20 protein-coding genes are annotated in these 20,952 nt (G+C 71.6%); 6 read left to right on the forward strand and 14 right to left on the reverse strand.

Features of this window, described 5'->3' with window-relative positions; translation table 11 throughout:
* Nucleotides 1-12: 12 nt before the first annotated feature.
* The 3 genes from IE290_RS21910 to IE290_RS21920 all read right to left on the reverse strand — a co-directional run bounded on the left by IE290_RS21910 (nucleotide 13) and on the right by IE290_RS21920 (nucleotide 4,072).
* Nucleotides 13-2,835 (reverse strand): vitamin B12-dependent ribonucleotide reductase, encoded by a 2,823-nt coding sequence (locus tag IE290_RS21910; RefSeq protein WP_191246553.1) that lies wholly within the window; start codon nucleotides 2,833-2,835, stop codon nucleotides 13-15.
* 29 nt (nucleotides 2,836-2,864) lie between these two features.
* A complete protein-coding gene (gene nrdR / locus IE290_RS21915; protein ID WP_027936105.1) occupies nucleotides 2,865-3,347 on the reverse strand; it encodes a transcriptional regulator NrdR in 483 nt (160 codons plus the stop codon).
* A gap of 260 nt (nucleotides 3,348-3,607) precedes the next feature.
* Nucleotides 3,608-4,072: a LysM peptidoglycan-binding domain-containing protein gene (locus IE290_RS21920; RefSeq protein ID WP_191246554.1), complete on the reverse strand. Its 465-nt coding sequence runs from the start codon at nucleotides 4,070-4,072 to the stop codon at nucleotides 3,608-3,610.
* Between the two features lie 246 nt (nucleotides 4,073-4,318).
* Between IE290_RS21920 and lexA the strand changes: the two genes are divergently transcribed.
* Complete coding sequence (gene lexA, locus IE290_RS21925; RefSeq protein ID WP_116111394.1) at nucleotides 4,319-5,020, forward strand: transcriptional repressor LexA; 702 nt, start codon at nucleotides 4,319-4,321, stop codon at nucleotides 5,018-5,020.
* A gap of 24 nt (nucleotides 5,021-5,044) precedes the next feature.
* On the opposite strand, the gene IE290_RS21930 is transcribed toward lexA, so the two are convergent.
* From IE290_RS21930 to IE290_RS21940, 3 genes are read right to left on the reverse strand one after another with little or no spacing between them, the layout of a single operon-like run.
* On the reverse strand, nucleotides 5,045-6,073 hold the full coding sequence (locus IE290_RS21930) for an SdiA-regulated/phytase-like domain-containing protein (RefSeq protein ID WP_229874647.1): 1,029 nt from the start codon (nucleotides 6,071-6,073) through the stop codon (nucleotides 5,045-5,047).
* A 19-nt stretch (nucleotides 6,074-6,092) separates the two neighbouring features.
* Complete coding sequence (gene hflX / locus IE290_RS21935; protein ID WP_191246555.1) at nucleotides 6,093-7,523, reverse strand: GTPase HflX; 1,431 nt, start codon at nucleotides 7,521-7,523, stop codon at nucleotides 6,093-6,095.
* Nucleotides 7,524-7,566: 43 nt separating this feature from the next.
* Nucleotides 7,567-8,022 (reverse strand): ArsR/SmtB family transcription factor, encoded by a 456-nt coding sequence (locus tag IE290_RS21940; protein ID WP_229874666.1) that lies wholly within the window; start codon nucleotides 8,020-8,022, stop codon nucleotides 7,567-7,569.
* Between the two features lie 101 nt (nucleotides 8,023-8,123).
* Between IE290_RS21940 and IE290_RS21945 the strand changes: the two genes are divergently transcribed.
* Entirely contained in the window at nucleotides 8,124-9,443 is a 1,320-nt protein-coding gene (locus IE290_RS21945; RefSeq protein ID WP_191246557.1) for an MFS transporter, read from the forward strand.
* Here IE290_RS21945 and dapF read toward each other — a convergent pair.
* From dapF to IE290_RS21960, 3 genes are read right to left on the reverse strand one after another with little or no spacing between them, the layout of a single operon-like run.
* Nucleotides 9,349-10,182, reverse strand: coding sequence for a diaminopimelate epimerase (gene dapF / locus IE290_RS21950; protein ID WP_191246558.1), 834 nt, complete (start codon nucleotides 10,180-10,182; stop codon nucleotides 9,349-9,351). The two genes, IE290_RS21945 and dapF, sit on opposite strands and share 95 nt — an antisense overlap.
* Before the next feature lie 9 nt (nucleotides 10,183-10,191).
* Nucleotides 10,192-11,091 (reverse strand): tRNA (adenosine(37)-N6)-dimethylallyltransferase MiaA, encoded by a 900-nt coding sequence (gene miaA, locus IE290_RS21955; protein WP_191246559.1) that lies wholly within the window; start codon nucleotides 11,089-11,091, stop codon nucleotides 10,192-10,194.
* Nucleotides 11,088-11,771: a class III extradiol dioxygenase subunit B-like domain-containing protein gene (locus tag IE290_RS21960; protein ID WP_191246560.1), complete on the reverse strand. Its 684-nt coding sequence runs from the start codon at nucleotides 11,769-11,771 to the stop codon at nucleotides 11,088-11,090. The genes miaA and IE290_RS21960 overlap by 4 nt, the downstream gene beginning before the upstream one ends.
* A 247-nt stretch (nucleotides 11,772-12,018) precedes the next feature.
* Here IE290_RS21960 and IE290_RS21965 point away from each other — a divergent pair, with 247 nt between their 5' ends.
* Nucleotides 12,019-13,329, forward strand: coding sequence for a DUF349 domain-containing protein (locus tag IE290_RS21965; RefSeq protein ID WP_191246561.1), 1,311 nt, complete (start codon nucleotides 12,019-12,021; stop codon nucleotides 13,327-13,329).
* Between the two features lie 68 nt (nucleotides 13,330-13,397).
* On the opposite strand, the gene IE290_RS21970 is transcribed toward IE290_RS21965, so the two are convergent.
* Together IE290_RS21970 and IE290_RS21975 are read right to left on the reverse strand one after the other, a co-directional pair.
* Nucleotides 13,398-14,120, reverse strand: coding sequence for a DinB family protein (locus IE290_RS21970; protein WP_191246562.1), 723 nt, complete (start codon nucleotides 14,118-14,120; stop codon nucleotides 13,398-13,400).
* A 4-nt stretch (nucleotides 14,121-14,124) separates the two neighbouring features.
* Entirely contained in the window at nucleotides 14,125-15,309 is a 1,185-nt protein-coding gene (locus IE290_RS21975; RefSeq protein WP_229874648.1) for an MFS transporter, read from the reverse strand.
* 464 nt (nucleotides 15,310-15,773) lie between these two features.
* Between IE290_RS21975 and IE290_RS21980 the strand changes: the two genes are divergently transcribed.
* Nucleotides 15,774-16,769 carry a LysR family transcriptional regulator gene (locus tag IE290_RS21980; RefSeq protein WP_191246563.1) on the forward strand — a complete coding sequence of 332 codons (996 nt, stop codon included), beginning with the start codon at nucleotides 15,774-15,776 and terminating at the stop codon, nucleotides 16,767-16,769.
* Here the strand turns inward: IE290_RS21980 and IE290_RS21985 are convergent.
* The 3 genes from IE290_RS21985 to IE290_RS21995 form a co-directional block, all read right to left on the reverse strand.
* The gene (locus IE290_RS21985; protein WP_191246564.1) at nucleotides 16,656-17,117 is read right to left on the reverse strand and encodes an Rv2732c family membrane protein; all 462 of its coding nucleotides are present in this window, start codon (nucleotides 17,115-17,117) and stop codon (nucleotides 16,656-16,658) included. The genes IE290_RS21980 and IE290_RS21985 overlap by 114 nt on opposite strands.
* Entirely contained in the window at nucleotides 17,114-18,598 is a 1,485-nt protein-coding gene (gene miaB, locus IE290_RS21990; RefSeq protein WP_191246565.1) for a tRNA (N6-isopentenyl adenosine(37)-C2)-methylthiotransferase MiaB, read from the reverse strand. The genes IE290_RS21985 and miaB overlap by 4 nt, the downstream gene beginning before the upstream one ends.
* A 78-nt stretch (nucleotides 18,599-18,676) precedes the next feature.
* A complete protein-coding gene (locus tag IE290_RS21995) occupies nucleotides 18,677-18,913 on the reverse strand; it encodes a hypothetical protein (RefSeq protein WP_191246566.1) in 237 nt (78 codons plus the stop codon).
* A gap of 258 nt (nucleotides 18,914-19,171) precedes the next feature.
* Here IE290_RS21995 and IE290_RS22000 point away from each other — a divergent pair, with 258 nt between their 5' ends.
* Together IE290_RS22000 and IE290_RS22005 are read left to right on the forward strand one after the other, a co-directional pair.
* Complete coding sequence (locus IE290_RS22000) at nucleotides 19,172-19,900, forward strand: amino acid ABC transporter ATP-binding protein (protein ID WP_191246567.1); 729 nt, start codon at nucleotides 19,172-19,174, stop codon at nucleotides 19,898-19,900.
* Between the two features lie 57 nt (nucleotides 19,901-19,957).
* Complete coding sequence (locus IE290_RS22005) at nucleotides 19,958-20,869, forward strand: glutamate ABC transporter substrate-binding protein (RefSeq protein WP_191246568.1); 912 nt, start codon at nucleotides 19,958-19,960, stop codon at nucleotides 20,867-20,869.
* The last annotated feature ends 83 nt before the right edge of the window (nucleotides 20,870-20,952 follow it).

Raw genomic sequence — 20,952 nt, forward strand, 5'->3', positions numbered from 1 at the left:
CACCTCACGCGATCAGCTGCAGCCGGACGTGGCGCCGCAACCCTCGCAGGCGTAGCAGGAGCCCGCGGGGCGCATCTTCGTGCCGCAGGTCATGCACAGCGGCGCGTCGGCCGCCTTGCCGAGGTGCAGCTCCATCAGCTCGGCCGTGCTGTGCGCCGGGTGGGGCTGCTCGGCCGGCTCGGCCTTCGCCGGGCTCGAGTCGACCGTGCTGCGCAGCGCCTCCAGGTCGACCTGCTCGGCCGGCTGCGCACCGTAGCCCGTCTCCACCTGGGCGGCGCGCTCGGCCGCCGTGAAGATGCCCAGCTCGGCCCGCTTCTCGTACGGCAGGTAGTCCAGCGCGAGGCGGCGGAACAGGTAGTCCAGCACGCTGGTGGCGATCCGGATGTCCGGGTCGTCCGTCATGCCGGCCGGCTCGAAGCGCAGGTTCGAGAACTTCGAGACGTAGAACTCGAGCGGGATGCCGTACTGCAGGCCCACCGAGATCGACATCGAGAAGGCGTCCATGACACCCGCCAGCGTCGAACCCTGCTTGCCCAGCTTGACGAAGATCTCGCCCAGCCCGTCGTCCGGGTACGAACCCGCGTGCAGGTAGCCCTCGGCGCCGCCGACGGTGAACGACAGCGTCTGGCTCGGGCGCTTCTTCGGCAGCCGCTTGCGGATCGGCTTGTACTCGACGACCTTCTCCGGCTCCGAAGTCTCGGCACTGTCGGCCTTCTTCTTCGCGCTGGACAGGGGCTGGCCGACCTTGCAGTTGTCGCGGTAGATCGCCAGCGCCTTGAGGCCCAGCTTCCAGCCCTGGAAGTAGATCTCCTCGATGTCCTCGACCGTCGCCGTCTCCGGCATGTTCACGGTCTTGGAGATCGCGCCGGACAGGAACGGCTGCACCGCGGCCATCATCCGCACGTGGCCCATCGGCGCGATCGACCGCTCACCGATGGCGCAGTCGTACACCTCGTAGTGCTCCGGGCGCAGGCCCGGCGCGTCGACCACGTGGCCGTGCTCGGCGATGTACTCGACGATCGCCTCGATCTGCTCGTCCTGGTAGCCCAGGGTCTTCAGCGACCGCGGGATGGTCTGGTTGACGATCTGCATCGACCCGCCGCCGACGAGCTTCTTGAACTTCACCAGCGAGAAGTCCGGCTCGATACCGGTGGTGTCGCAGTCCATCATGAAGCCGATGGTGCCGGTCGGCGCGAGCACGCTGGCCTGCGCGTTGCGCCAGCCGTTCTTCGTGCCGATCTCGATGCCCTTCTGCCACTCGCGGGTGGCCAGGTCACGGATCGTGGCGTCGTTGGTGTGCATCGTGCGGATCGCGTCGTTGGCCGCCGCGTGCTTGCGCATGACGCGCTGGTGCGCCTCGGCGTTGCGGCTGTAGCCCTCGTACGCGCCGACCACGCCAGCCATCTCCGCCGAGCGGCGGTAGGAGGTGCCGGTCATCAGCGACGTGATGCTCGCGGCGAGCGCGCGGCCGCCGTCGGAGTCGTAGGCGTGCCCGGTGGCCATCAGCAGCGCGCCCAGGTTCGCGTAGCCGATGCCCAGCTGGCGGAACTTGCGGGTGGTCTCGCCGATCGACTCGGTCGGGAAGTCCGCGAAGCAGATCGAGATGTCCATCGCGGTGATGACGAACTCGACCGCCTTGACGAACAGCTCACCGTCGAACATGCCGTCGTCCTTGAGGAACTTCAGCAGGTTCAGCGAGGCCAGGTTGCAGCTGGAGTTGTCCAGGTGCATGTACTCGCTGCACGGGTTCGACGCGGTGATCCGGCCCGACTCCGGGCAGGTGTGCCAGTCGTTGATCGTGTCGTCGTACTGCAGGCCCGGGTCGGCGCACTCCCACGCGGCCTGGGCCATCGAGCGGAACAGCTTCTTCGCGCCGACGGTGTCGATGACCTCGCCGGTCAGGCGGGCGCGCAGGCCGAACTCGGCGTCCGACTCGACCGCGCGCATGAACTCGTCGCTGACGCGCACCGAGTTGTTCGCGTTCTGGTACTGCACCGAGGTGATGTCGGCGCCGGAGAGGTCCATGTCGAAGCCGGCGTCGCGCAGGACGCGGATCTTCTGCTCCTCGCGCGCCTTGGTCTGGATGAACTCCTCGATGTCCGGGTGGTCGACGTCGAGGACGACCATCTTCGCCGCGCGTCGGGTGGCGCCACCGGACTTGATGGTGCCCGCGGACGCGTCGGCGCCACGCATGAACGACACCGGGCCGGAGGCCGTGCCGCCCGAGGACAGCAGCTCCTTGGAGGACCGGATGCGGGAGAGGTTGATGCCCGCGCCGGACCCGCCGCGGAAGATCATCCCCTCTTCCTTGTACCAGTCGAGGATCGACTCCATGGTGTCGTCGACCGCGAGGATGAAGCAGGCCGAGACCTGCTGCTTGGAGGAGGTGCCGACGTTGAACCACACCGGGGAGTTGAAGCTGAACACCTGGTGCAGCAGCATCCAGGTCAGCTCGTGCTCGAAGATCTCGGCGTCGGTGGCCGTCGCGAAGTAGCCGTGCTCGGTGCCCGCCTTCACGTAGGCGTGCACGACGCGGTCGATGAGCTGCTTGAGGCTGCGCTCGCGCTGCGGGCTGCCCACCGCACCGCGGAAGTACTTGCTGGTGACAATGTTGGTCGCGTTCATCGACCAGAACTCGGGGAACTCGACGCCCCGCTGCTCGAAGTTGATCGACCCGTCACGCCAGTTGGTCATGACGACGTCACGCTGCTCCCAGGTGACCTCGTCGTACGGGTGCACGCCCTCGGTGGTGAACACCCGGCTGATCTTCAGCCCCCGCTTGCCCTTCTTGGCGGCCTTGCCGCCCGTCGTGCTCGCGCCCACGGTCTCCGTCATGGATTCGTCCCTCCCGCCACGCGCCGGGCTCACGCCCCGGCCGCGCTTTCGTCGCCGTGCTTGTCTGCCATGGCTTTCCGCAGGTCCGCGATCTCCTTCTCGAAGTCCTCGACCGAGGAGAAGGAGCGGTAGACGCTGGCGAACCGGAGGTAGGCGACCTCGTCGAGCTCCCGCAGCGGCCCGAGGATGGCCAGGCCGACCTCGTGGCTCGGGATCTCGGCGACTCCGGCCGCGCGGATCGACTCCTCGACCCGCTGGGCGAGCTGCTGCAACGCGTCGTCGTCGACCGGCCTGCCCTGGCAGGCCCGGCGCACGCCCCGGACCACCTTGTCCCTGCTGAACTGCTCGGTGACCCCGGAACGCTTGACGACCGCCAGCACCATCGTCTCGGACGTGGTGAACCGGCGACCGCAGGCCGAGCAGGACCGCCTGCGGCGGATGGCCTGCCCCTCGTCCACCTCCCGCGAGTCGACGACCCGGGAATCGGCGTGACGGCAGAACGGGCACCGCATCTTCCGAACACCTTCCCCTCTCGTCCCGCGGGCGACATCCACCCCGGCCCGTGCCGCCACGCTACGACCCGGAACCTGGTGATCAACATGTGGATATCCGGTGGGTGAACACCCACCGCCTGTGGACAACTCGTCCTCAGTCTACCCCAACTTGTGGACCAACTACAGCCATGTAACTACTAGATATAGCGGTGAACCCTAGATCGCGTGCGGGCGGGGCGCAAGCGACACGAGCGAGTGATGAGGTATGGCGGCGCCCGTCACGAGCCGGTGATCACGGAGCCGGATCCGACCGGCACGGTGAGCAACAGACCGGGCACGACCGACTCCGCCGGCAGGTGGTTCAGCTCCTCGATGCGATCGACCACGGCACCGGTGTCGCTCCCCGGCGCGTACTGCCGCGCCAGATCCCACAGCGTCTCCCCCGGCGCGACCGCGACCGTGGCCGTCCGCTCCGGGACGTCCGGCGCGAACGATCCGGCGAAAACACCCAACCCGGTGACGGCGAGCGCGATCGCGACACCCACGGCGGCGAGCCACGGCCACCGCACCGCGGCCCGGCGCGGGCACGCGGCGACCGGGCCCGGACGACGCCCGGCGACCACGCGCGCCCGCGTCGGCGGCCGCCGCACCTCCGGGCGGCGCGGCCGCAGCGGCACCCGCTCGTCCGTCGTGCTCTCCGGCGCGCGCCGGACCAGCCACTCCTCGTGTGTCAGTACCGACATGGCGGAACCTCCTCGCAGACCGCGACCCACGGCCAGGGGCGCCGTCGGTCGAACAACCGTTCTATCGAACCTCCGTGCGAATGTGTACCACCCGGGTACGACAAAATCGAGCGCGCCCCGGCGTGTCGTCGAACAGTTGTTTGATGTTTGCTGTCGGGTGCACTACTGTGGGTGACCAGCAGAGGCGGACAGCGCCGGTCGCGCGGGTGCGCGGTCCCGGCCGCTCCAGAGCTGGGAGGCAGCACGGTGTCGCAAGAGACGGGCGAGACGATCCGCAGGCCGGGTGGCCGGTTCGGGGACGTGCATCCCCTCCCCGACCCCGAGGACGTGGAAGAGGGCCTCAGCCCCCGCCAGCAGCAGATCCTCGAGGTCATCAAGGCCTGGATCGAGCGGTTCGGCTACCCGCCCAGCGTCCGCGAGATCGGCGAGGCGGTCGGGCTGACGTCCACCTCGTCGGTGTCGCACCAGCTGCGCACGCTGCAGCGCAAGGGCTACCTGCGCCGGGACGCCAACCGCCCGCGCGCGGTGGGTGTGCTGACCGCGCAGGCCGAGGCCGAGACCACGCCGATGCCCAAGCCCGCGTACGTGCCGCTGGTCGGCCGCATCGCCGCCGGCGGGCCGGTGCTGGCCGAGCAGTCCATCGAGGACGTCTTCCCGCTGCCGAAGGACATCGTCGGCGAGGGCGAGGTCTTCCTGCTCAGCGTCACCGGTGACTCGATGGTCGACGCGGCCATCACCGATGGCGACTGGGTGGTCGTGCGTCAGCAGCCGACGGCCAACAACGGCGAGATCGTGGCGGCGATGATCGACGGCGAGGCCACGGTGAAGACGTTCAAGCAGAAGGACGGGCACGTCTGGCTGATGCCGCACAACGAGGCCTACGACCCGATCCCGGGCGACGAGGCGACGATTCTCGGCAAGGTCGTCGCGGTGATCCGGCGTCTCTAGGCGTCGATCGGTCGTTCGAAACGATCAGCGGCGCTTGCGCAGCTTCGTCCAGGCGAACACCACGCCGCCCGCGACGACCACCGCGATCAGCAACCCGGGCACCGTGTCCACGCCCTGGCCGGACGTGCCGCCGGCGGCCTCCCCGCCGGAGCCGGACGACTGGCCGCCTTCATCCGCCGATGCGGTGTCCGCCACCAGGGCGGTCGCGCCGCGCACCACCCGGATCGGCCCGGTGCCCTCGGAGGCCGACACGAGCGTGCCGTCGGGGTCGAAGGCGATCGCCTCCCCCTGCTGCTCGTCCGGCAGCGGCACGCGCACCGGCTCGCGTCGCAACGCGGCCGCGACGTCCCGGTCGGGGGCGGCGAACAGGTAGGCGTCGGTGTAGGTCCGCAGCGCCACGACCTTGCCGTCGGCGCTCACGGCTCCCCCGGTGACCAGCACGGACCCGAACCCGGCGACCGGGCCGCCCGGCGTGTCCGTGGACTTGATGCTGATGGAGCCGACCCGCTCCAGCGGCGTCGGCCCCGGGCTCGTCAGTTTCTGGGCCGGCCGGTAGATCCCCGCCTCGCCCAGCGGGTTCTTCGTGACCAGGTACGGCGTCCCCGACGCGTCGAGCAGCAGCGCCTCCGCGTCGTGCTGCCCGTCGGGGTAAGTCAGGCGGTGGAGCGTCACCTTGCCCTGCGGCGTGACGGCCAGCAGGGCGACGGTGTCGCGTTGTTTGCGGTTGTCGCCGGTGTCGGCGAGCCAGAACGTGCCGTCCGCGGCCCGCGCCAGGTCCTCGACGTCGTACGGGTCGGTCGAGCCGGAAATCACCCGCTGCACGGCACAATCGCGGCCCAGCACGAAGATCTGCACCTTCGTGCCGCCGTCGTTGATCGCGTACCACCGGGACCCGTCGCTGACCAGACCGGACAGCTCCCCGAGCCGCTTGTCGGTCACCGAGCACACCGGCTCCGGGGCGGGTGCCTGCGCCGCACTCGCCGGTCCGGCCAGCCCCAGCGAGAGCAGGACGAACAGAAGAGGCGCAGCTCTGCGGAAACTCCCATGGCTCACTGGAGCCACGGTACCGATTTCAGGCCGGTGAGCCGTTGACGGCGTACGCCTCCAGCGCGGATGCCACGTCCGGGCGGACGCGGGCGCTCAACCGGGTGCCCTCCGCGAGGTGCTCCTCGGTGAGGACCTCACCCTCGGCGTGCACGCGGGCCACCAGCTCGCCCCGGGTGTAGGGCACCAGGGCGTCCACGACCACGTCGGGCCGCGGCAGCCGGTCGGCCAGGGCCTCGACCAGCTCGGCGACACCCTCACCGGTCTTGGCCGACACCACGATCGCGCCCGGCAGCAGGTGCCGGAGGCGGACCAGCGCCAGCTCGTCGGCCGCGTCCGCCTTGTTGATCACGATCAGCTCCGGCGGCAGCGGGCTCTCGTGGCTCCGGGTGATCTCGGCGAGCACCTGGCGCACCGCGTTGACCTGCTCCTCCGGCGCCGGGTCGGACCCGTCCACGACGTGCAGCAGCAGATCGGCGTCAGCCGTCTCGTCGAGCGTCGAGCGGAACGCGTCGACCAGCTGGTGCGGCAGGTGCCGCACGAACCCGACGGTGTCGGTCAGCGTGAACGTGCGCCCGTCCGGGGTGCTCGCCCGCCGGGTGGTCGGGTCCAGGGTGGCGAACAGGGCGTTCTCCACCAGCACACCGGCCCCGGTGATGGCGTTGAGCAGGCTCGACTTGCCGGCGTTGGTGTAGCCGACGATCGCCACGCTGGGCACCTCGTTGGCGACGCGGCGGCCCCGCTTGGTCGCCCGGATGGTGTCCATCGCGGCGATCTCGCGGCGCAGCTTCGCCACGCGCTTGTTGATGCGCCTGCGGTCGGTCTCCAGCTTGGTCTCACCGGGACCACGCAGGCCGACACCGCCGTTCGCGCCGCCGGCACGGCCACCGGCCTGCCGGGACAGCGACTCACCCCAGCCCCGCAGCCGCGGGATGAGGTACTGCAGCTGGGCCAGCTCGACCTGCGCCTTGCCTTCGCGCGAGCGCGCGTGCTGGGCGAAGATGTCGAGGATCAGCGCGGTCCGGTCGATCACCTTGACCTTGAGCCGCTCCTCCAGCTGACGCAGCTGGCCGGGCGAGAGCTCACCGTCGCAGATGACCGTGTCGGCACCGGTGGCGACGACGATGTCGAACAGCTCGCGCACCTTGCCCGAGCCGATGTAGGTGGCCGGGTCGGGCTTGGAGCGCCGCTGCACGAGACCTTCGAGGACCTCGGAACCGGCGGTCTCGGCCAGGCGCGCGAGTTCGGCCAGGGATGCCTCGGACTGCTCCGCGGTGCCCTCGGTCCACACGCCGACCAGCACCACGCGTTCGAGGCGGAGTTTCCGGTACTCGACCTCGGTGATGTCCGACAGCTCGGTGGACAGGCCGGCGACGCGGCGCAGCGAGGCGCGGTCGGAGAGTTCCAGCTCACCCGTCGAGGGGTCTTCCACGAGGTCTGTGTAGGTCAGTTCTGTCATCGTCCTTCCATGGTCCCACGGTTCGCGGGATTGTCCGAATCCTTTAGCGGCTCGGGTAGGTCGCGACGTAGACCGCGAACTGCTCGTCGCCCTCCGGCGTCGAGCGGTCCCGGAACTCGTCCAGCAGGTCCGCCAGCCGTTGCTCGAACTCGCGGCGCTCGTCGGTGGTCACCCGGATCACCAGGCGGGACTGGTCCAATTCGCCCCGGTCCAGCTCGGCGACCTCGGCGAGGTAGGCCTCGAGCATGGCCTCGGCCAGCGCCTCGCTGCCCTCCCCGGACAGGTCCCAGGACTTCCCGGTGGACAGGTAGGGAATCTCCTTCGCGCCGCGGTTGCCCCGGCGGACCGGTTGCGGAGCCAGGAACCCGGTGTCGACCAGCTTGCGCACGTGGTGCAGGGTGGTCGCCGGGTCGCGACCGAGACGGTGCGCGATTTCCTTGTTCGTCAACGCCTCCGCATAGGTCAACCGGATGATGCGCAGGCGTATTCCCGAGGCCAGGGCGGCTGCCTCGGCCTCGGTCGCGGGGCGGCGGTCTCGCACCGGGCCAGCCTAGCGCCCAAGTGATTGACGGATTCCAATCACTGCGTCACCCTATCGGGGTGCGCCGAAGAGACTCCCTCTGGTTCCACCCGGGTTTCCGCCTCCTCTGGGCGGGTGACACGGTCAGCCAGGCGGGCACGTTCGTCGGGATCACCGTGCTGCCCCTGCTGGCCGCGACCGTGCTGTCCGCGACCCCGGGCCAGATGGGCCTGCTCACCGCGGCCGAGAACGCCGCGTTCCTGCTGATCGGGCTGCCCGCCGGGGTGTGGGTGGACCGGATGAAACGGCGCCCGCTCATGCTGCGCGCCGACTTCGCGCGCGCCGCGCTGCTGCTGACCATCCCGCTGGCGTGGTGGGCGGGCTGGCTGACGCTGACCCAGCTGGTCGTGGTCGCGCTGCTGGTCAGCGTCGGGACGGTGTTCTTCGACGTCTCCTACCAGTCCTACCTGCCGTCGCTGGTCGGGCGGGAGCGCCTGGTGGAGGGCAACGCGAAGCTGCAGGCCAGCCAGTCGGTCGCGCAGGTGGTCGGGCCCGGGCTCGGCGGCGGGCTGACCCAGCTGTTCGGGGCGGCCAACGCGGTGCTCGCGACCGGGGTCGGCTACCTCGCGTCCGGGCTGTTCCTGCTGCGGATCCGCACGCCGGAACCGGAACCCGAGCCGCACGACGGCACCCCGCTGCGCACGCAGATCGCCGAGGGCCTGCGGTTCGTGTTCGGCAACCCGGCGTTGCGAGCCATCACGCTGTGCACCTCGGCCGGCAACTTCGCCGGGACGATCGTCGTCTCGATGCAGGTCCTGTTCCTCACCCGCGACCTCGGGCTGAGCCCGTCCGGCGTCGGTCTGGTGCTCGCCCTCGGCAGCGCCGGCGGAGTCCTCGGCGCGCTGACCGCCGGGTTCTGGACGCGGGTGATCGGGCAGGCCAGGGCGATCTGGCTGGTGCCGCTGAGCACTTGGCCGCTGCAGCTGCTGCTGCCGCTGTCCCAGCCCGGCTGGTCGGTGGCGCTGGGTGTGGCGGGCTTGGTCGCCAGCGGCTACGGCATCGTCGTCTACAACGTGGCGCAGGTCAGCTACCGGCAGGCGATCTGCCCGGACCGGCTGCTGGGCCGGATGAACGCGACCGTGCGGTTCGTGGTGTGGGGCACGATGCCGCTGGGCGGGCTCGTCGGCGGCGGACTGGGCGAACTGATCGGCGTCCGGCCCACGGTGTGGGCCGGGTGCTCGCTCATGGCCGTGACGATGCTGCCGGTGCTGCTGTCGCCGTTGCGGAAGATGCGCGACCTGCCGGTCAGCCCGCCCGCTCCCACCACTGCGGGTCCAGCTGACCCCGCGCCACGAACTCCGCCGGGCCCGTCAGCGTCGACGCCCCCCGCTCCACGGTGACCTCGACCCGGCCGCCGGGAATGTCCACTGAGGACTTCCCGGTGTCGGTGCCCGCCAGGTGCAGCGCGGCCGCGACGGCCGCCACGGTGCCGGTGCCGCACGCGCGGGTCTCGCCCACCCCGCGCTCGTACACCCGCATCTTCAGGCGCTGCTCGCCGAGCGGGTTGACGAACTCCAGGTTGACGCCGTCGGGGAAGAAGTCGCTGTCGTAGCGGGGCGCGCGGGTCAGGTCCAGCTCGTCGATGTCCTCATCCACAATGGACACCAGGTGCGGGTTGCCGACGTTCACGGCGACGCCGGAGAAGTTGTGCCCGTCCACGATGGCGACCGACGCGCCGGTGATCGCGGCCGGGCCCATCTGCACGGTCACCGAGAGGTCCGGGTGCACCACCACCGGCCGGTCGCCGGCCCGGGTGCCGATCACGAACTCGCGGCCGGACACCAGCCCCGCCTCGACGAGGTAGCGCGCGAAGACCCGCGTCCCGTTGCCGCACATCTCGGCGATCGACCCGTCGGCGTTGCGGTAGTCCATGAACCACTCGCCGGCCGACTCGGACGCGGCGGGGAGGTCGAGGGCCTCCTTGCGCACCACGCGGAGGACGCCGTCGGCACCGAGCCCGCGCTGCCGGTCGCACAGCGCGGCGACCCGGCTCGCCGTCAGGTCCAGCCGGGCGTCGGGGTCGGGAAGCACCACGAAGTCGTTCTGGGTGCCATGCCCCTTGAGGAACTCGATAACCACACGATCAGACTACTGGTCCAGCACGGAGAGCACCCGCTCGGCCACGTCAAGATCAGCACCGTCGAACCACCGGATCCGCGCGTCGCGGCGGAACCAGGATCGTTGCCTGCGAACGAATCGGCGCGTCGCCTGCTTCGTCGCCTCGGCCGCGGCGGCGAAGTCCCCGTCACCGTCCAGCTCGGCGAGCACCTGCTGGTAGCCCAGCGCGCGCGACGCGGTCTTGCCCTCCCGGAGCCCGCGCTCGGCCAGTGCCCGCACCTCGTCGACCAGGCCCGCGGCGAACATGCGGTCCACCCGCAGCTCCACGCGCCGGTCCAGGTCCCCGGTGTCCCGGTCGATCCCGATCATCACGGTGCCGTAGCGCGCCGGGCCGGGCTTGGGCAGGTTCGCGGAGAACGGCTGCCCGGTGATTTCGATGACTTCCAGCGCGCGGACGATCCGGCGCGTGTTGGTCGGCAGGATCGCGGTGGCCGCGGCCGGGTCGAGCCTGGTCAGCCTGCTGTGCAGGGCGGCGGCGCCGGCCTCGGCGGCCTCGGCTTCCAGGCGGGCCCGCACCGCCGGGTCGGTGCCCGGGAAGCGGAGGTCGTCGAGCACGGCCTGCACGTAGAGCCCGGAGCCGCCGGTCAGCACCGGCACCTTGCCCTGCGCCAGCAGGCGCTCGATGACGGCCCGCGCCTCGCGCTGGTAGGCGGCGACAGAGGCGGTCTCGGTGACGTCGAGGACGTCGAGCAGGTGGTGCGGCACACCGCGCCGCTCCGCCTCGGGGACCTTGGCGGTGCCGATGTCCATGCCGCGGTAGAGCTGCAGGGCGTCGGCGTTGACCACCTCGCCGCCGACCGCGCCGGCGATCGTGATGGCGAGTTCGGACTTGCCGGTGGCGGTGGGGCCGACGACGGCGATCGGCTTCACCCGCGCTCCCAGACCGCGACGTGGTAGCCGACGCCGAACGGCGCCGCGGAGTAGAGCAGCTCGGCGCGCCAGTCGTCGCCGGTGCCGGCCAGGACCTGCCACGGCGCCCGTCCGCCGGCGCCGAGTTCGGCGGCCAGCCCGGGGTCGAGCGCCCGCAGCGCGGCCGTGTCGGCGCTGCCCAGCGCGCGGGCGACGGCGTCGTCGAATTCGGGGGCGCGCACGTCCTCGCTGCCCGGGGACCTGGGGCCGTGCCGGTTCGAGCCGTCGCCGAGCACGAGCAGGCCGGTGCGGTCGCCGTGGGCGAGGTGCTTGCCCAGGCGCTCGCACTCGGCCGGGTCGCCGTCGACGAGGTGCACGCGCACCGACTCGGCGTCCGCCTGCTCACGCAGCCAGGCCGCCACCAGCGCGGGCAGCGGGAGGTCGGCGGGGGTCGCGGGCCCGGCGGTCAGCGAGACCGGAACGTCGACCCCGTACCCGCGGAACGACCCGGCGGTGCCGGGCTCGATGACCCGCTCGTGGTCACCGGCGCCCACCGCGACCCACTCACGGGTGACGGCGGCGAGGCGTGCCACCGCGGTGCGGCAGGCCGCGCGCAGCGCCTCCAGCTCGGCGTTCGCGCCCGGGGACAGGGCGGGCACGAGCAACGGGGGCTGCGGTACCACCACGGCTTGCACGATCACACCCGTCGAGGTTACCGGCAGCCACTCTCGGGCAACCGGTGGACACGGAGAGCAGCGAGATCGACGATCACAGCGATCCCACGTGGTCCGGAAGTAGAATCACCCGCTCCGACCCCCCAACCGAGTACCACGAGCGGCGCTGAACTGCTTGAATGCGGCCAGAGGGAACGAAACCCGCATGACCCGGCCCCGCGCGCCCGCGGGGCGCCCGCCACCAGGCGGGCCGACAGGCGATAAGGAGCCTGCGATGTCCGACGAGAACACCGGCACCCCGGCACCCCACCAGGTGCCCCACGGCCACACGCCCGCCGCCGGTCACGGCGCGCCGGTCCCGCCGGCCGAGCCGCACCCCTCCCGCTGGGGCCGGGTGGACGACGAGGGCAACGTCTACGTCCGGACCGCGGACGGGGAACGCGCCGTCGGCGTGTGGCAGGCCGGCTCGCCGGAGGAGGGGTTGCTGCACTACGCGCGGCGCTTCGACGACCTGCGCACCGAGGTCGAGCTGCTCGGCACCCGGCTGTCGTCCGGGGCGGGCGATCCGAAGCACGCGCTCGCCACCGCCACGCAGCTGCGGGAGAGCCTGCCGACGGCGGCCGTCGTCGGTGACCTCCAGGCGCTGTCGGCGCGGATCGACCAGATCGTCGCGCACGCCGAGACCGCGCTGGCGGCGGCGAAGCAGGAGCGCGAACAGGCGCGCGCGGCCGCGGTCGAGCGCAAGCAGGCGCTCGCCGAGGAGGCCGAGAAGATCGCCGCCGAGTCGGTGCAGTGGAAGGCCGCGGGCGACCGGCTGCGCGCGATCCTCGACGAGTGGAAGACGATCAAGGGCGTCGACCGCAAGACCGACGACGAGCTGTGGAAGCGCTTCTCCAAGGCGCGCGAGGCGTTCAACCGGCGCCGCGGGTCGCACTTCGCCGAGCTGGACAAGCAGCGCGCGGCGGCCAAGGCGCGCAAGGAGGAGCTGATCGCGGAGGCCGAGGCGCTGGCCGAGTCGACCGACTGGGGCCCGACCGCCGGGCGCTACAAGGAGCTCATGGCGGAGTGGAAGGCCGCGGGCCGGGCGCCCAAGGAGGCCGACGACGCGCTCTGGCAGCGATTCCGCGCGGCGCAGGACACGTTCTTCTCGCGCCGCTCGGCGACGTTCTCCGAGCGCGACGCCGAGTTCGCCGCGAACGCCACGCGCAAGGAGGAGCTGCTCGTCGAGGCCGAGAAGATCGACCCGGGCGCGAACCTGGACGCGGCGAAGGCGCAGCTGCGGCGGATCCAGGAGCAGTGGGACGAGATCGGCAAGGTGCCGCGGGAGCGGATCCGCGAGCTGGACGGCCGGCTCAAGGCGGTGCAGGACCGCATCCGCGCGGTCGAGGACAGCCAGTGGCGCCGGAGCGACCCGGAGGCCCAGGCGCGGGCCGCGCAGTTCCGCGAGCGGGTCGAGCAGTTCGAAGCGCAGGCCGCGAAGGCCCGCGCCGCCGGCGACGAACGGCGCGCCAAGAAGGCCGAGGAGCAGGCGGCCCAGTGGCGGGAGTGGATGCAGGCGGCGGAGCAGGCGGTCGCGGACCGCTGAGGTTGTCCGGCGACGGCCCCTTCCGGTGCGGAAGGGGCCGTCGTCGTGTTCAGTGCTCCGTCCCCAGATCACCTGCTGCTGGTGCGCGCTTCGAGCACGGCCAGGTCACGCACGGCGTAGCGGCGGTGCTCGCACTCCTCGCGCATCACCACGCGCAGGCACTTCCCCACCGGCTGCGGCTCCTCGGGGTAGCCGGGCGCGGGTGAGCGTCGGCAGGGCCGGGACAGCTCCTCGTCGGTCAGGCCGTCCACGATCCGGCGCACGTGCGCCATCCGGTCCGCGCGGACTGCCAGTACGTCGTCGAGCGAGGGACGCGCGCCGGTGTCGACGCCGAGCAGCTTCTCCGGCTCCGGGTAGGACGTCTGCGGCAGGGCCAGCGGGTGGTAGGGCATCGGCTCGTCGAGGATCGTCCGGCTCACCCAGGCGTCGGTCGCGAACACCAGGTGCCGCAGGGTTTCCACGAACGACCACTCGCCGTCGACGCGTTCGTGCAACGCCTCCTCCGGCAGCCGGCGCGCGCGGGCGACGGTGTCCGCCCACAGCGATTCGAGGGTGGACCACCCGGCGCGGAAGTCCGCGGGGCCATCCATCGCCCGCAGCTCGGCCCGCTCGGGGTGGCGACGGTCGAGTTCGGCCTCCACGTAGTCCGTCACGTCCACGTCGTTGACCACGAACCGCGCCAGGTCGCCCGAGATGGACACGTCCCACAGGCGCGAGTCGACGATCTTCAGGCGGGTCAGGTCGCAGGCGCGGAAGGTGGAGCCGCTGAGGTCGGTGTCGGCGATGTCCACCCGGTCATGATGCCGCCGTCCGGTGGCGTAGTGCCACGCCCGCGCCGGTCAGGAACGCCAGTCCCGCGGCGCTGCCGAGGATCACCGGCGGCGTGGTCACCTCCGTGAGCAGCGCGAAGACGTACGGCGCGCAGAACCCGACGTAGGTCAGCGCCCACCACACCGACGCGAGCCGCGCCAGGCCCTCCGGCGGGGCGATCCGCGCGATTTCCGTGAGGCCGAACGTCACGCACAGCCCGTACCCACAGCCCAGCACCGCGTCGGCCAGCAGCGCCACCGCCGGCTGTGCGGACACCGCCGCGGCGAGGCCGAGCAGCATGCCGGCCCCGATGGCGGCCAGCCCGATCAACGCCGGCAACAGGACGGCGCGCGCCGCCAGCTGCCTGCCGACCGGCTGGATCAACAATCCGGCCCCCAGCACGACCGCGATCGCCACGCCGGCGAACACCGTCTCGGCCTCCCCGAGGCGCGACTCGACCACCGAGGGCAGCACGGCGAACCCGGTCGCGGGCGCGGCGAAGACCCACGGCGCCACCGGCACGACCATCCGCCGGAACCGCGGGTCGCGGATGCCGGTCACCCGCTTGCCGGGCACCACTCGCGGCGCGGTCTCCGGCACCTTCAGCGCTGCCGCCAAGACGACGGCGGACAGCACGAGGTGCGGCAGGTACGCCACGTCCAGCGGCGCCCACTGCGCGATCAGCGCCGCGACCAGGCCGCCGACCCCGAACCCGGCGGACAGGAACAGGCTGGCCCGCCGCGCGCCGGTCCCCTCGGCGGCGTCGTCGTGCGGCGGGTGCGACAGCTCCTTCACCCACGCGCTGCCCGCCGCGAGCACCGCGCCCATGGCGAACCCGGAGGCGCAACGGCCCACGCCCAGCCACGGCACCCCCACCTCGCCGAGGAGCAGGGCGCCCGTCGCGAGCGCCGAGAGGGCGACCGCCCCGACCACGACGGGCCGGCGCCCGAAGCGGTCCGCGCCCGGGCCGCCGAGCAGCAGGCCGGGCACCAGCCCGAGGATGTAGATGGCGAACAGCCCGGTCACGGTCGCCGCGGACAGGCCCATCTCGCGCCGGTAGGCCCCCAGCAGCGGCGAGAACTGGTTGGCGCCCCACCCGACGGCGGTGATCAGCCACGCCGCGCGCGGCCACACCCGCCGGGTCGCGGGCAGCACGGCAGACTCGGTCATGGCATAGGTTCTAACCCGCGCGGGCGCGCGCGAACCGGCGCGTTCAGGAATTCCGAACGCCGCCGCCCGCGGGCGGCGCGCGAATGGGCGCTAACGCCGTTCCACCCGGCCTCGACCACGTAGGCGCAGCTGGACCCCGACCAACAGCGGGCCGGCGCCAAAGCCGCGCGCGGGGACCAACGCAGCCGCACCGGCCAACGCGCAGCTCGCCAGCAAGCACGCAACCACCGCCGCGCACAGCGCCGGCGCACCGCCACGACGGCCAACTCGAGCGAACGGGCAGCCAACACCGCGCGCAGCGGCCGCCACCGCACACCCAGCCGGCCACCCGGCACACACAACGGCCGGCGCAGCTCCGCAGCGGCCGGCGCACCGCCACGACAACCAACGCGCCACCGGACCGGCCCCCCGAAGTCCGCTCAGATCACCTTGGCTTACCCGCCTCCGGGGCCTACCGTCGAGGCGTGGATCTGCGCCGCCTCTCCTCGTTCCTGGCGGTGGCCGAGGAAGGGCACTTCGGCCGGGCCGCGGCGCGCCTCTTCCTCTCCCCGCCTGCCGTCACCGCCCACATCCAGCAGCTCGAGCGCGAACTGGGCGTGCCGCTGTTCGAACGGTCGCCGGTGCGGCTCACCGCCGCCGGGCACCGCTTCCTCGGCCACGCCCGCGGCCTGGTCGACGCCGCCAACGCCGCCCTGGAGGACATGGCCGGCCTCACCGAACGCGCCAACACCCTGCGCGTCGGCGTCATGGGGCACGGCTCGGCCGAGCTCACCCCCGCCGTCATCGCCGCGTTCCGGCACCTCCGCCCGCACGTCGAGCTCACCCTGGAGGCCCTCACCTTCACCGAGCACACCAGCGCCTTGCTCGAACACCGCGTCGACGTGGCCTTCGTCCGTCCCGCGGTCACCGACGAGCGGGTCACCGTCGACGTCCTCACCACCGAGGCCCGCATCGTCGTCATCCCGGCGCACTCCGACCTCGCCGCGGCCCGTGAGCTGCACCTCGCCGACGTCCTGGACCTGCCGTTCGTCGCGCTGCCGCCGCACACACCGCGGCCGTTCACCGACTACCTGTACTTCACCGAGGCCCGCGGCGGCGAACCCCCGCGCCCCGGACCGGACCACGCGGTCACACCGCAGGAGGTCCTGATGAGCGTCGCCGCCGGGCGCGGCGCGGGCTCGGCGCTCAGCTCGTTCGCGCGCTTCTACCGCTGGCCGGGGACGGTGTGCGTGCCGGTCGTGGACGCGCCGTGGGACCACAGCGTGCTCGCCACCCGCACCGGGGACCGCGACCCGCACGTCCAGTTGTTCCGCGGCCTCGCCCGGTCACTGGCCCCGCGGTTCGGCTCAGGTGCGCGACCAGGCGGTGCGCATCCACTGGGCGGCCAGCAGGATCATCGCGACCAGGGCGATCACCATGCCGATGCCGGGGCCGCGGCCGGTGGCGCCGTTGGCCACTGACGACTGCTGCGACCAGATCGCGAGCAGCCCGTCGACCGAGGCGAACCAGCCGCCCATCGCGCACACCCAGGACAGCCACCAGCGGCGCGTCATCAGCGTCAGCGCAGAGGCCAGCACCCCGACCAGGGTGGACGTGACCGCGAACAGCTGCGGGATGCCGCCGCCCTGCCCGAGCAGCACCTGCCAGCCCACGTGCGGACCGACCCACGGCAGCAGCTGTCCCACCAGCAGCACGAACACCAGCACCGCGATGACGAACCCACGGCGGCCCAGCTCGACGGTGCGGGACGCCTTGGTCACGACCTGGTCGACGTCGGTGCCCAGCTGGTCGTAGTCGCTCTCGCTCACAGCCCGCACCCGCCCGTCGTCACCGGCTGCGGCGCCGGGCGGCCGAACGAGGGCAGCCCGAGGCTCACCCCGTCGGTCTTGGGCCGGCGGCCGGCCTCCACGTTGTCACCGGCGCGGGTGCGCCGGTGCGAAAGCAGGTCGCCGTCGGCGACGAGGTGGTGCGGCGCGCCGTAGGTGACCACGGTCTCGACGACGTCACCCGGCCGCACGGACCGGTCGATCGCGGACCCGGTGGGCGTGAAGTGCACCAGGCGGCCGTCGCGGGCGCGACCGCTCATCCGCCGGGTCTCGGTGTCCTTGCGGCCCTCGCCCTCGGCGACCAGCACCTCGACCTTGCGCCCGACCAGCTTCTTGTTCTCGTCCCAGGCGATCTCGTTGACCAGCTCGACCAGCCGGTCGTAGCGCTCCTGCACGACCTGCTTGGGCAGCTGGTCCGGCAGCTCGGCGGCCGGGGTGCCGGGGCGCTTGGAGTACTGGAAGGTGAAGGCGCTGGAGAACCGGGCCTCGCGCACGACGTCGAGCGTGGCCTGGAAGTCCTCTTCGGTCTCGCCGGGGAACCCGACGATGATGTCGGTGGTGATGGCCGCGTCCGGGATCCGGTCCCGCACCTTGTCCAGAATGGACAGGAACCGGCTCGACCGGTAGGAGCGGCGCATCTCGCGCAGGATCCGGTCCGAACCGGACTGCAGCGGCATGTGCAGCTGCGGGCAGACGTTCGGGGTCTCGGCCATCGCGTCGATGACGTCGTCGGTGAACGCGGCCGGGTGCGGCGAGGTGAACCGGACCCGCTCCAGCCCGTCGACGCCGCCGCACGCGCGCAGCAGCTTGGAGAACGCGTCCCGCTCGCCGAACTCGACGCCGTAGGAGTTGACGTTCTGCCCCAGCAGCGTCACTTCCAGCACGCCCTCGGCGACGAGCGCCTCGACCTCGGCCAGGACCTCGCCGGGCCGCCGGTCGCGTTCCTTGCCGCGCAGCGAGGGCACGATGCAGAAGGTGCAGGTGTTGTTGCAGCCCACCGAGATCGAGACCCAGCCCGAGTAGGCCGACTCGCGCCGGGCCGGCAGCGTCGAGGGGAACGTCTCGAGCGATTCGAGGATCTCCACCTCGGCCTCGGCGTTGTGCCGGGCGCGCTCGAGCAGCACCGGCAGGGCGCCGATGTTGTGGGTGCCGAACACGACGTCCACCCAGGGCGCCCGCTTGACGATCTCGCCGCGGTCCTTCTGGGCCAGGCAGCCGCCGACGGCGATCTGCATGTCCGGGTTGGCGTCCTTGGCCGGGCGCAGGTGCCCGAGGGTGCCGTAGAGCTTGTTGTCCGCGTTCTCGCGCACCGCGCACGTGTTGAACACGACGAGGTCGGGCGCGTCGCCGGCGCCCGCCGGAACGTAGCCCGCCTCCTCCAGCTGGCCCGCGAGCCGCTCGGAGTCGTGCACGTTCATCTGGCAGCCGAACGTGCGGATCTGGTAGGTTTTGCCACCGTTCATCGGGCACCGTGTTCGCTGGAAAGACAAGCCATGACGGCTACCAGCGTAACTCTTCGGGGTTGCCCGCCTGCGCGCGCGTCAGGTTCGCAGCGCCACGTACCAGCCTTCCGGAATCGGCCCCGGCAGCAGGTCCGGGATGAACGTGCAGATGTGGCCCGGCCAGGACGGCAGCCGCGACTGGCAGTCCGCCTGCGTGGGGTACGGGCCGGCCTTGAGGCTCACCCCGTCGGCGTGGGCCGGGGCGGCGGCGAGCGTGCACAGCCCCGCGCCCAGCACGAGCGCGGCGGCCGTCGTGCGGAGGTTGCGTGCGGTCACGAACCGAGTATCGAACGTGACGACGCCGAGCGCAGCGCTGTGCCCCGTTCGAGCGAAGCGACCCCGTCCGAGCTGGGCTGCTCGCCTGACTACAGTTACCGGCACCCGGGGTCACCGTGCGTCCGGAACCGGCCAAAACGGATGACACCTAGGTTGCGTTTGATTCGATTTACGGGCGCGGGGGCGCGTCACGGTGTTAGATCGCCGAGTGAGCCGGGCTATGGAGGGCAGATGAGCACAGCTACGTCAGCACCAGCGATGATCAGGGCTGCGGGCGTGAACAAGTTCTTCGGTGACCTGCACGTGCTCAAGGACATCAACCTCGAGGTGCCCAGGGGGCAGGTCGTCGTGGTGCTCGGGCCGTCCGGGTCCGGCAAGTCGACCCTGTGCCGCGCGATCAACCGGCTGGAGCCGATCAACTCCGGCGAGATCGAGGTGGACGGTCAGCCGCTGCCCGCGGAGGGCAAGGCGCTGGCCGCGCTGCGCGCCGAGGTCGGCATGGTCTTCCAGTCGTTCAACCTGTTCGCGCACAAGACCATCGTCGAGAACGTGATGCTCGCGCCGGTCAAGGTCCGCAAGATCGGGCAGGAGGAGGCGCGCAAGACCGCGATGCAGCTGCTGGACCGGGTGGGCATCGCCAACCAGGCGCAGAAGTACCCGGCTCAGCTGTCGGGCGGTCAGCAGCAGCGCGCGGCGATCGCGCGGGCGCTGGCGATGAAGCCGAAGGTGATGCTGTTCGACGAGCCCACCTCGGCCCTGGACCCGGAGATGGTCCAGGAGGTGCTGGACACCATGACCGGGCTGGCCAAGGAGGGCATGACGATGCTCGTGGTCACGCACGAGATGGGCTTCGCCCGTCGCGCGGCGAACCGCGTGGTGTTCATGTCCGACGGTGAGATCGTCGAGGACGCGTCGCCGGACGAGTTCTTCACGAAGCCGAAGTCGGACCGCGCCAAGGACTTCCTCGGCAAGATCCTGACGCACTAGTTGAGTTCCCGCGGCGCCCGATCGGCGCCGCCCGATCCCGGGAGAACAGGAATCCAGATGAAGATCCGCACCCTGGCAGCGGGCCTGCTGGTCGGCGCACTGACGCTGACCGCTTGCGGTAAGGAGGGCACGCCCTCCGGCGGCACCGGGGACACCGGAACCAACGCCGCCGCGCTGCCCACCTACACCGTGGCCCAGAACGTGGACGTGGCCGGCTCGCCGACCTTCGCCAAGATCAAGGGCGCCGGCAAGCTGACCATCGGTGTGAAGGACGACCAGCCTGGTCTGGGCCAGAAGAACGCCACCACCGGCAAGTTCGAGGGCTTCGACATCGAGATCGCCAAGATGGTGGCCGCCGGTCTCGGCTTCGACGAGAGCAAGATCACCTTCACCACGGTCGACTCGGCCGCGCGTGAGGCCGCGATCACCAACGGCAACGTCGACTACTACGTCGGCACCTACACCATCACCGACAAGCGCAAGACCCAGGTGTCCTTCGCCGGCCCGTACTTCATGGCCGGTCAGGACCTGCTGGTGCGCAAGGACGACACCTCGATCACCGGCCCGGAGACCCTGAAGGGCAAGAAGGTCTGCTCGGTGACCGGGTCGACCCCGATCCAGCGCGTGCGCGACCAGCAGCTGACCGAGGCGACGAACATCGTCGAGTTCCAGAAGTACTCGCAGTGCGTCGAGAAGCTCATCACCAAGGAGGTCGACGCCGTCACCACCGACGACGCGATCCTCAAGGGCTTCGCCGCGCAGGACCCGGACAACCTGAAGGTCGTCGGCAAGACGTTCTCGCAGGAGCCCTACGGCATCGGCCTGCCCCGTGACGACGCCGCGCTGCGCGGCAAGGTGGACGACCTGCTGCAGGCCGCCATCAACGACGGCACCTGGCAGAAGATCTACGACGCCACGCTCGGCAAGTCGGGTTCGGCCGCGACGCCGCCGGCGATCCAGCGCTACTGACACTCCTTCGTGGCCGGTGAGCGCGGGTGCGCTCACCGGCCACTCCCTTTCCACTAGTTCCACACCAACCGCGGCGGGGAAGG

Source organism: Amycolatopsis deserti (assembly GCF_014653945.1).
Lineage (GTDB): Bacteria > Actinomycetota > Actinomycetes > Mycobacteriales > Pseudonocardiaceae > Amycolatopsis_E > Amycolatopsis_E deserti.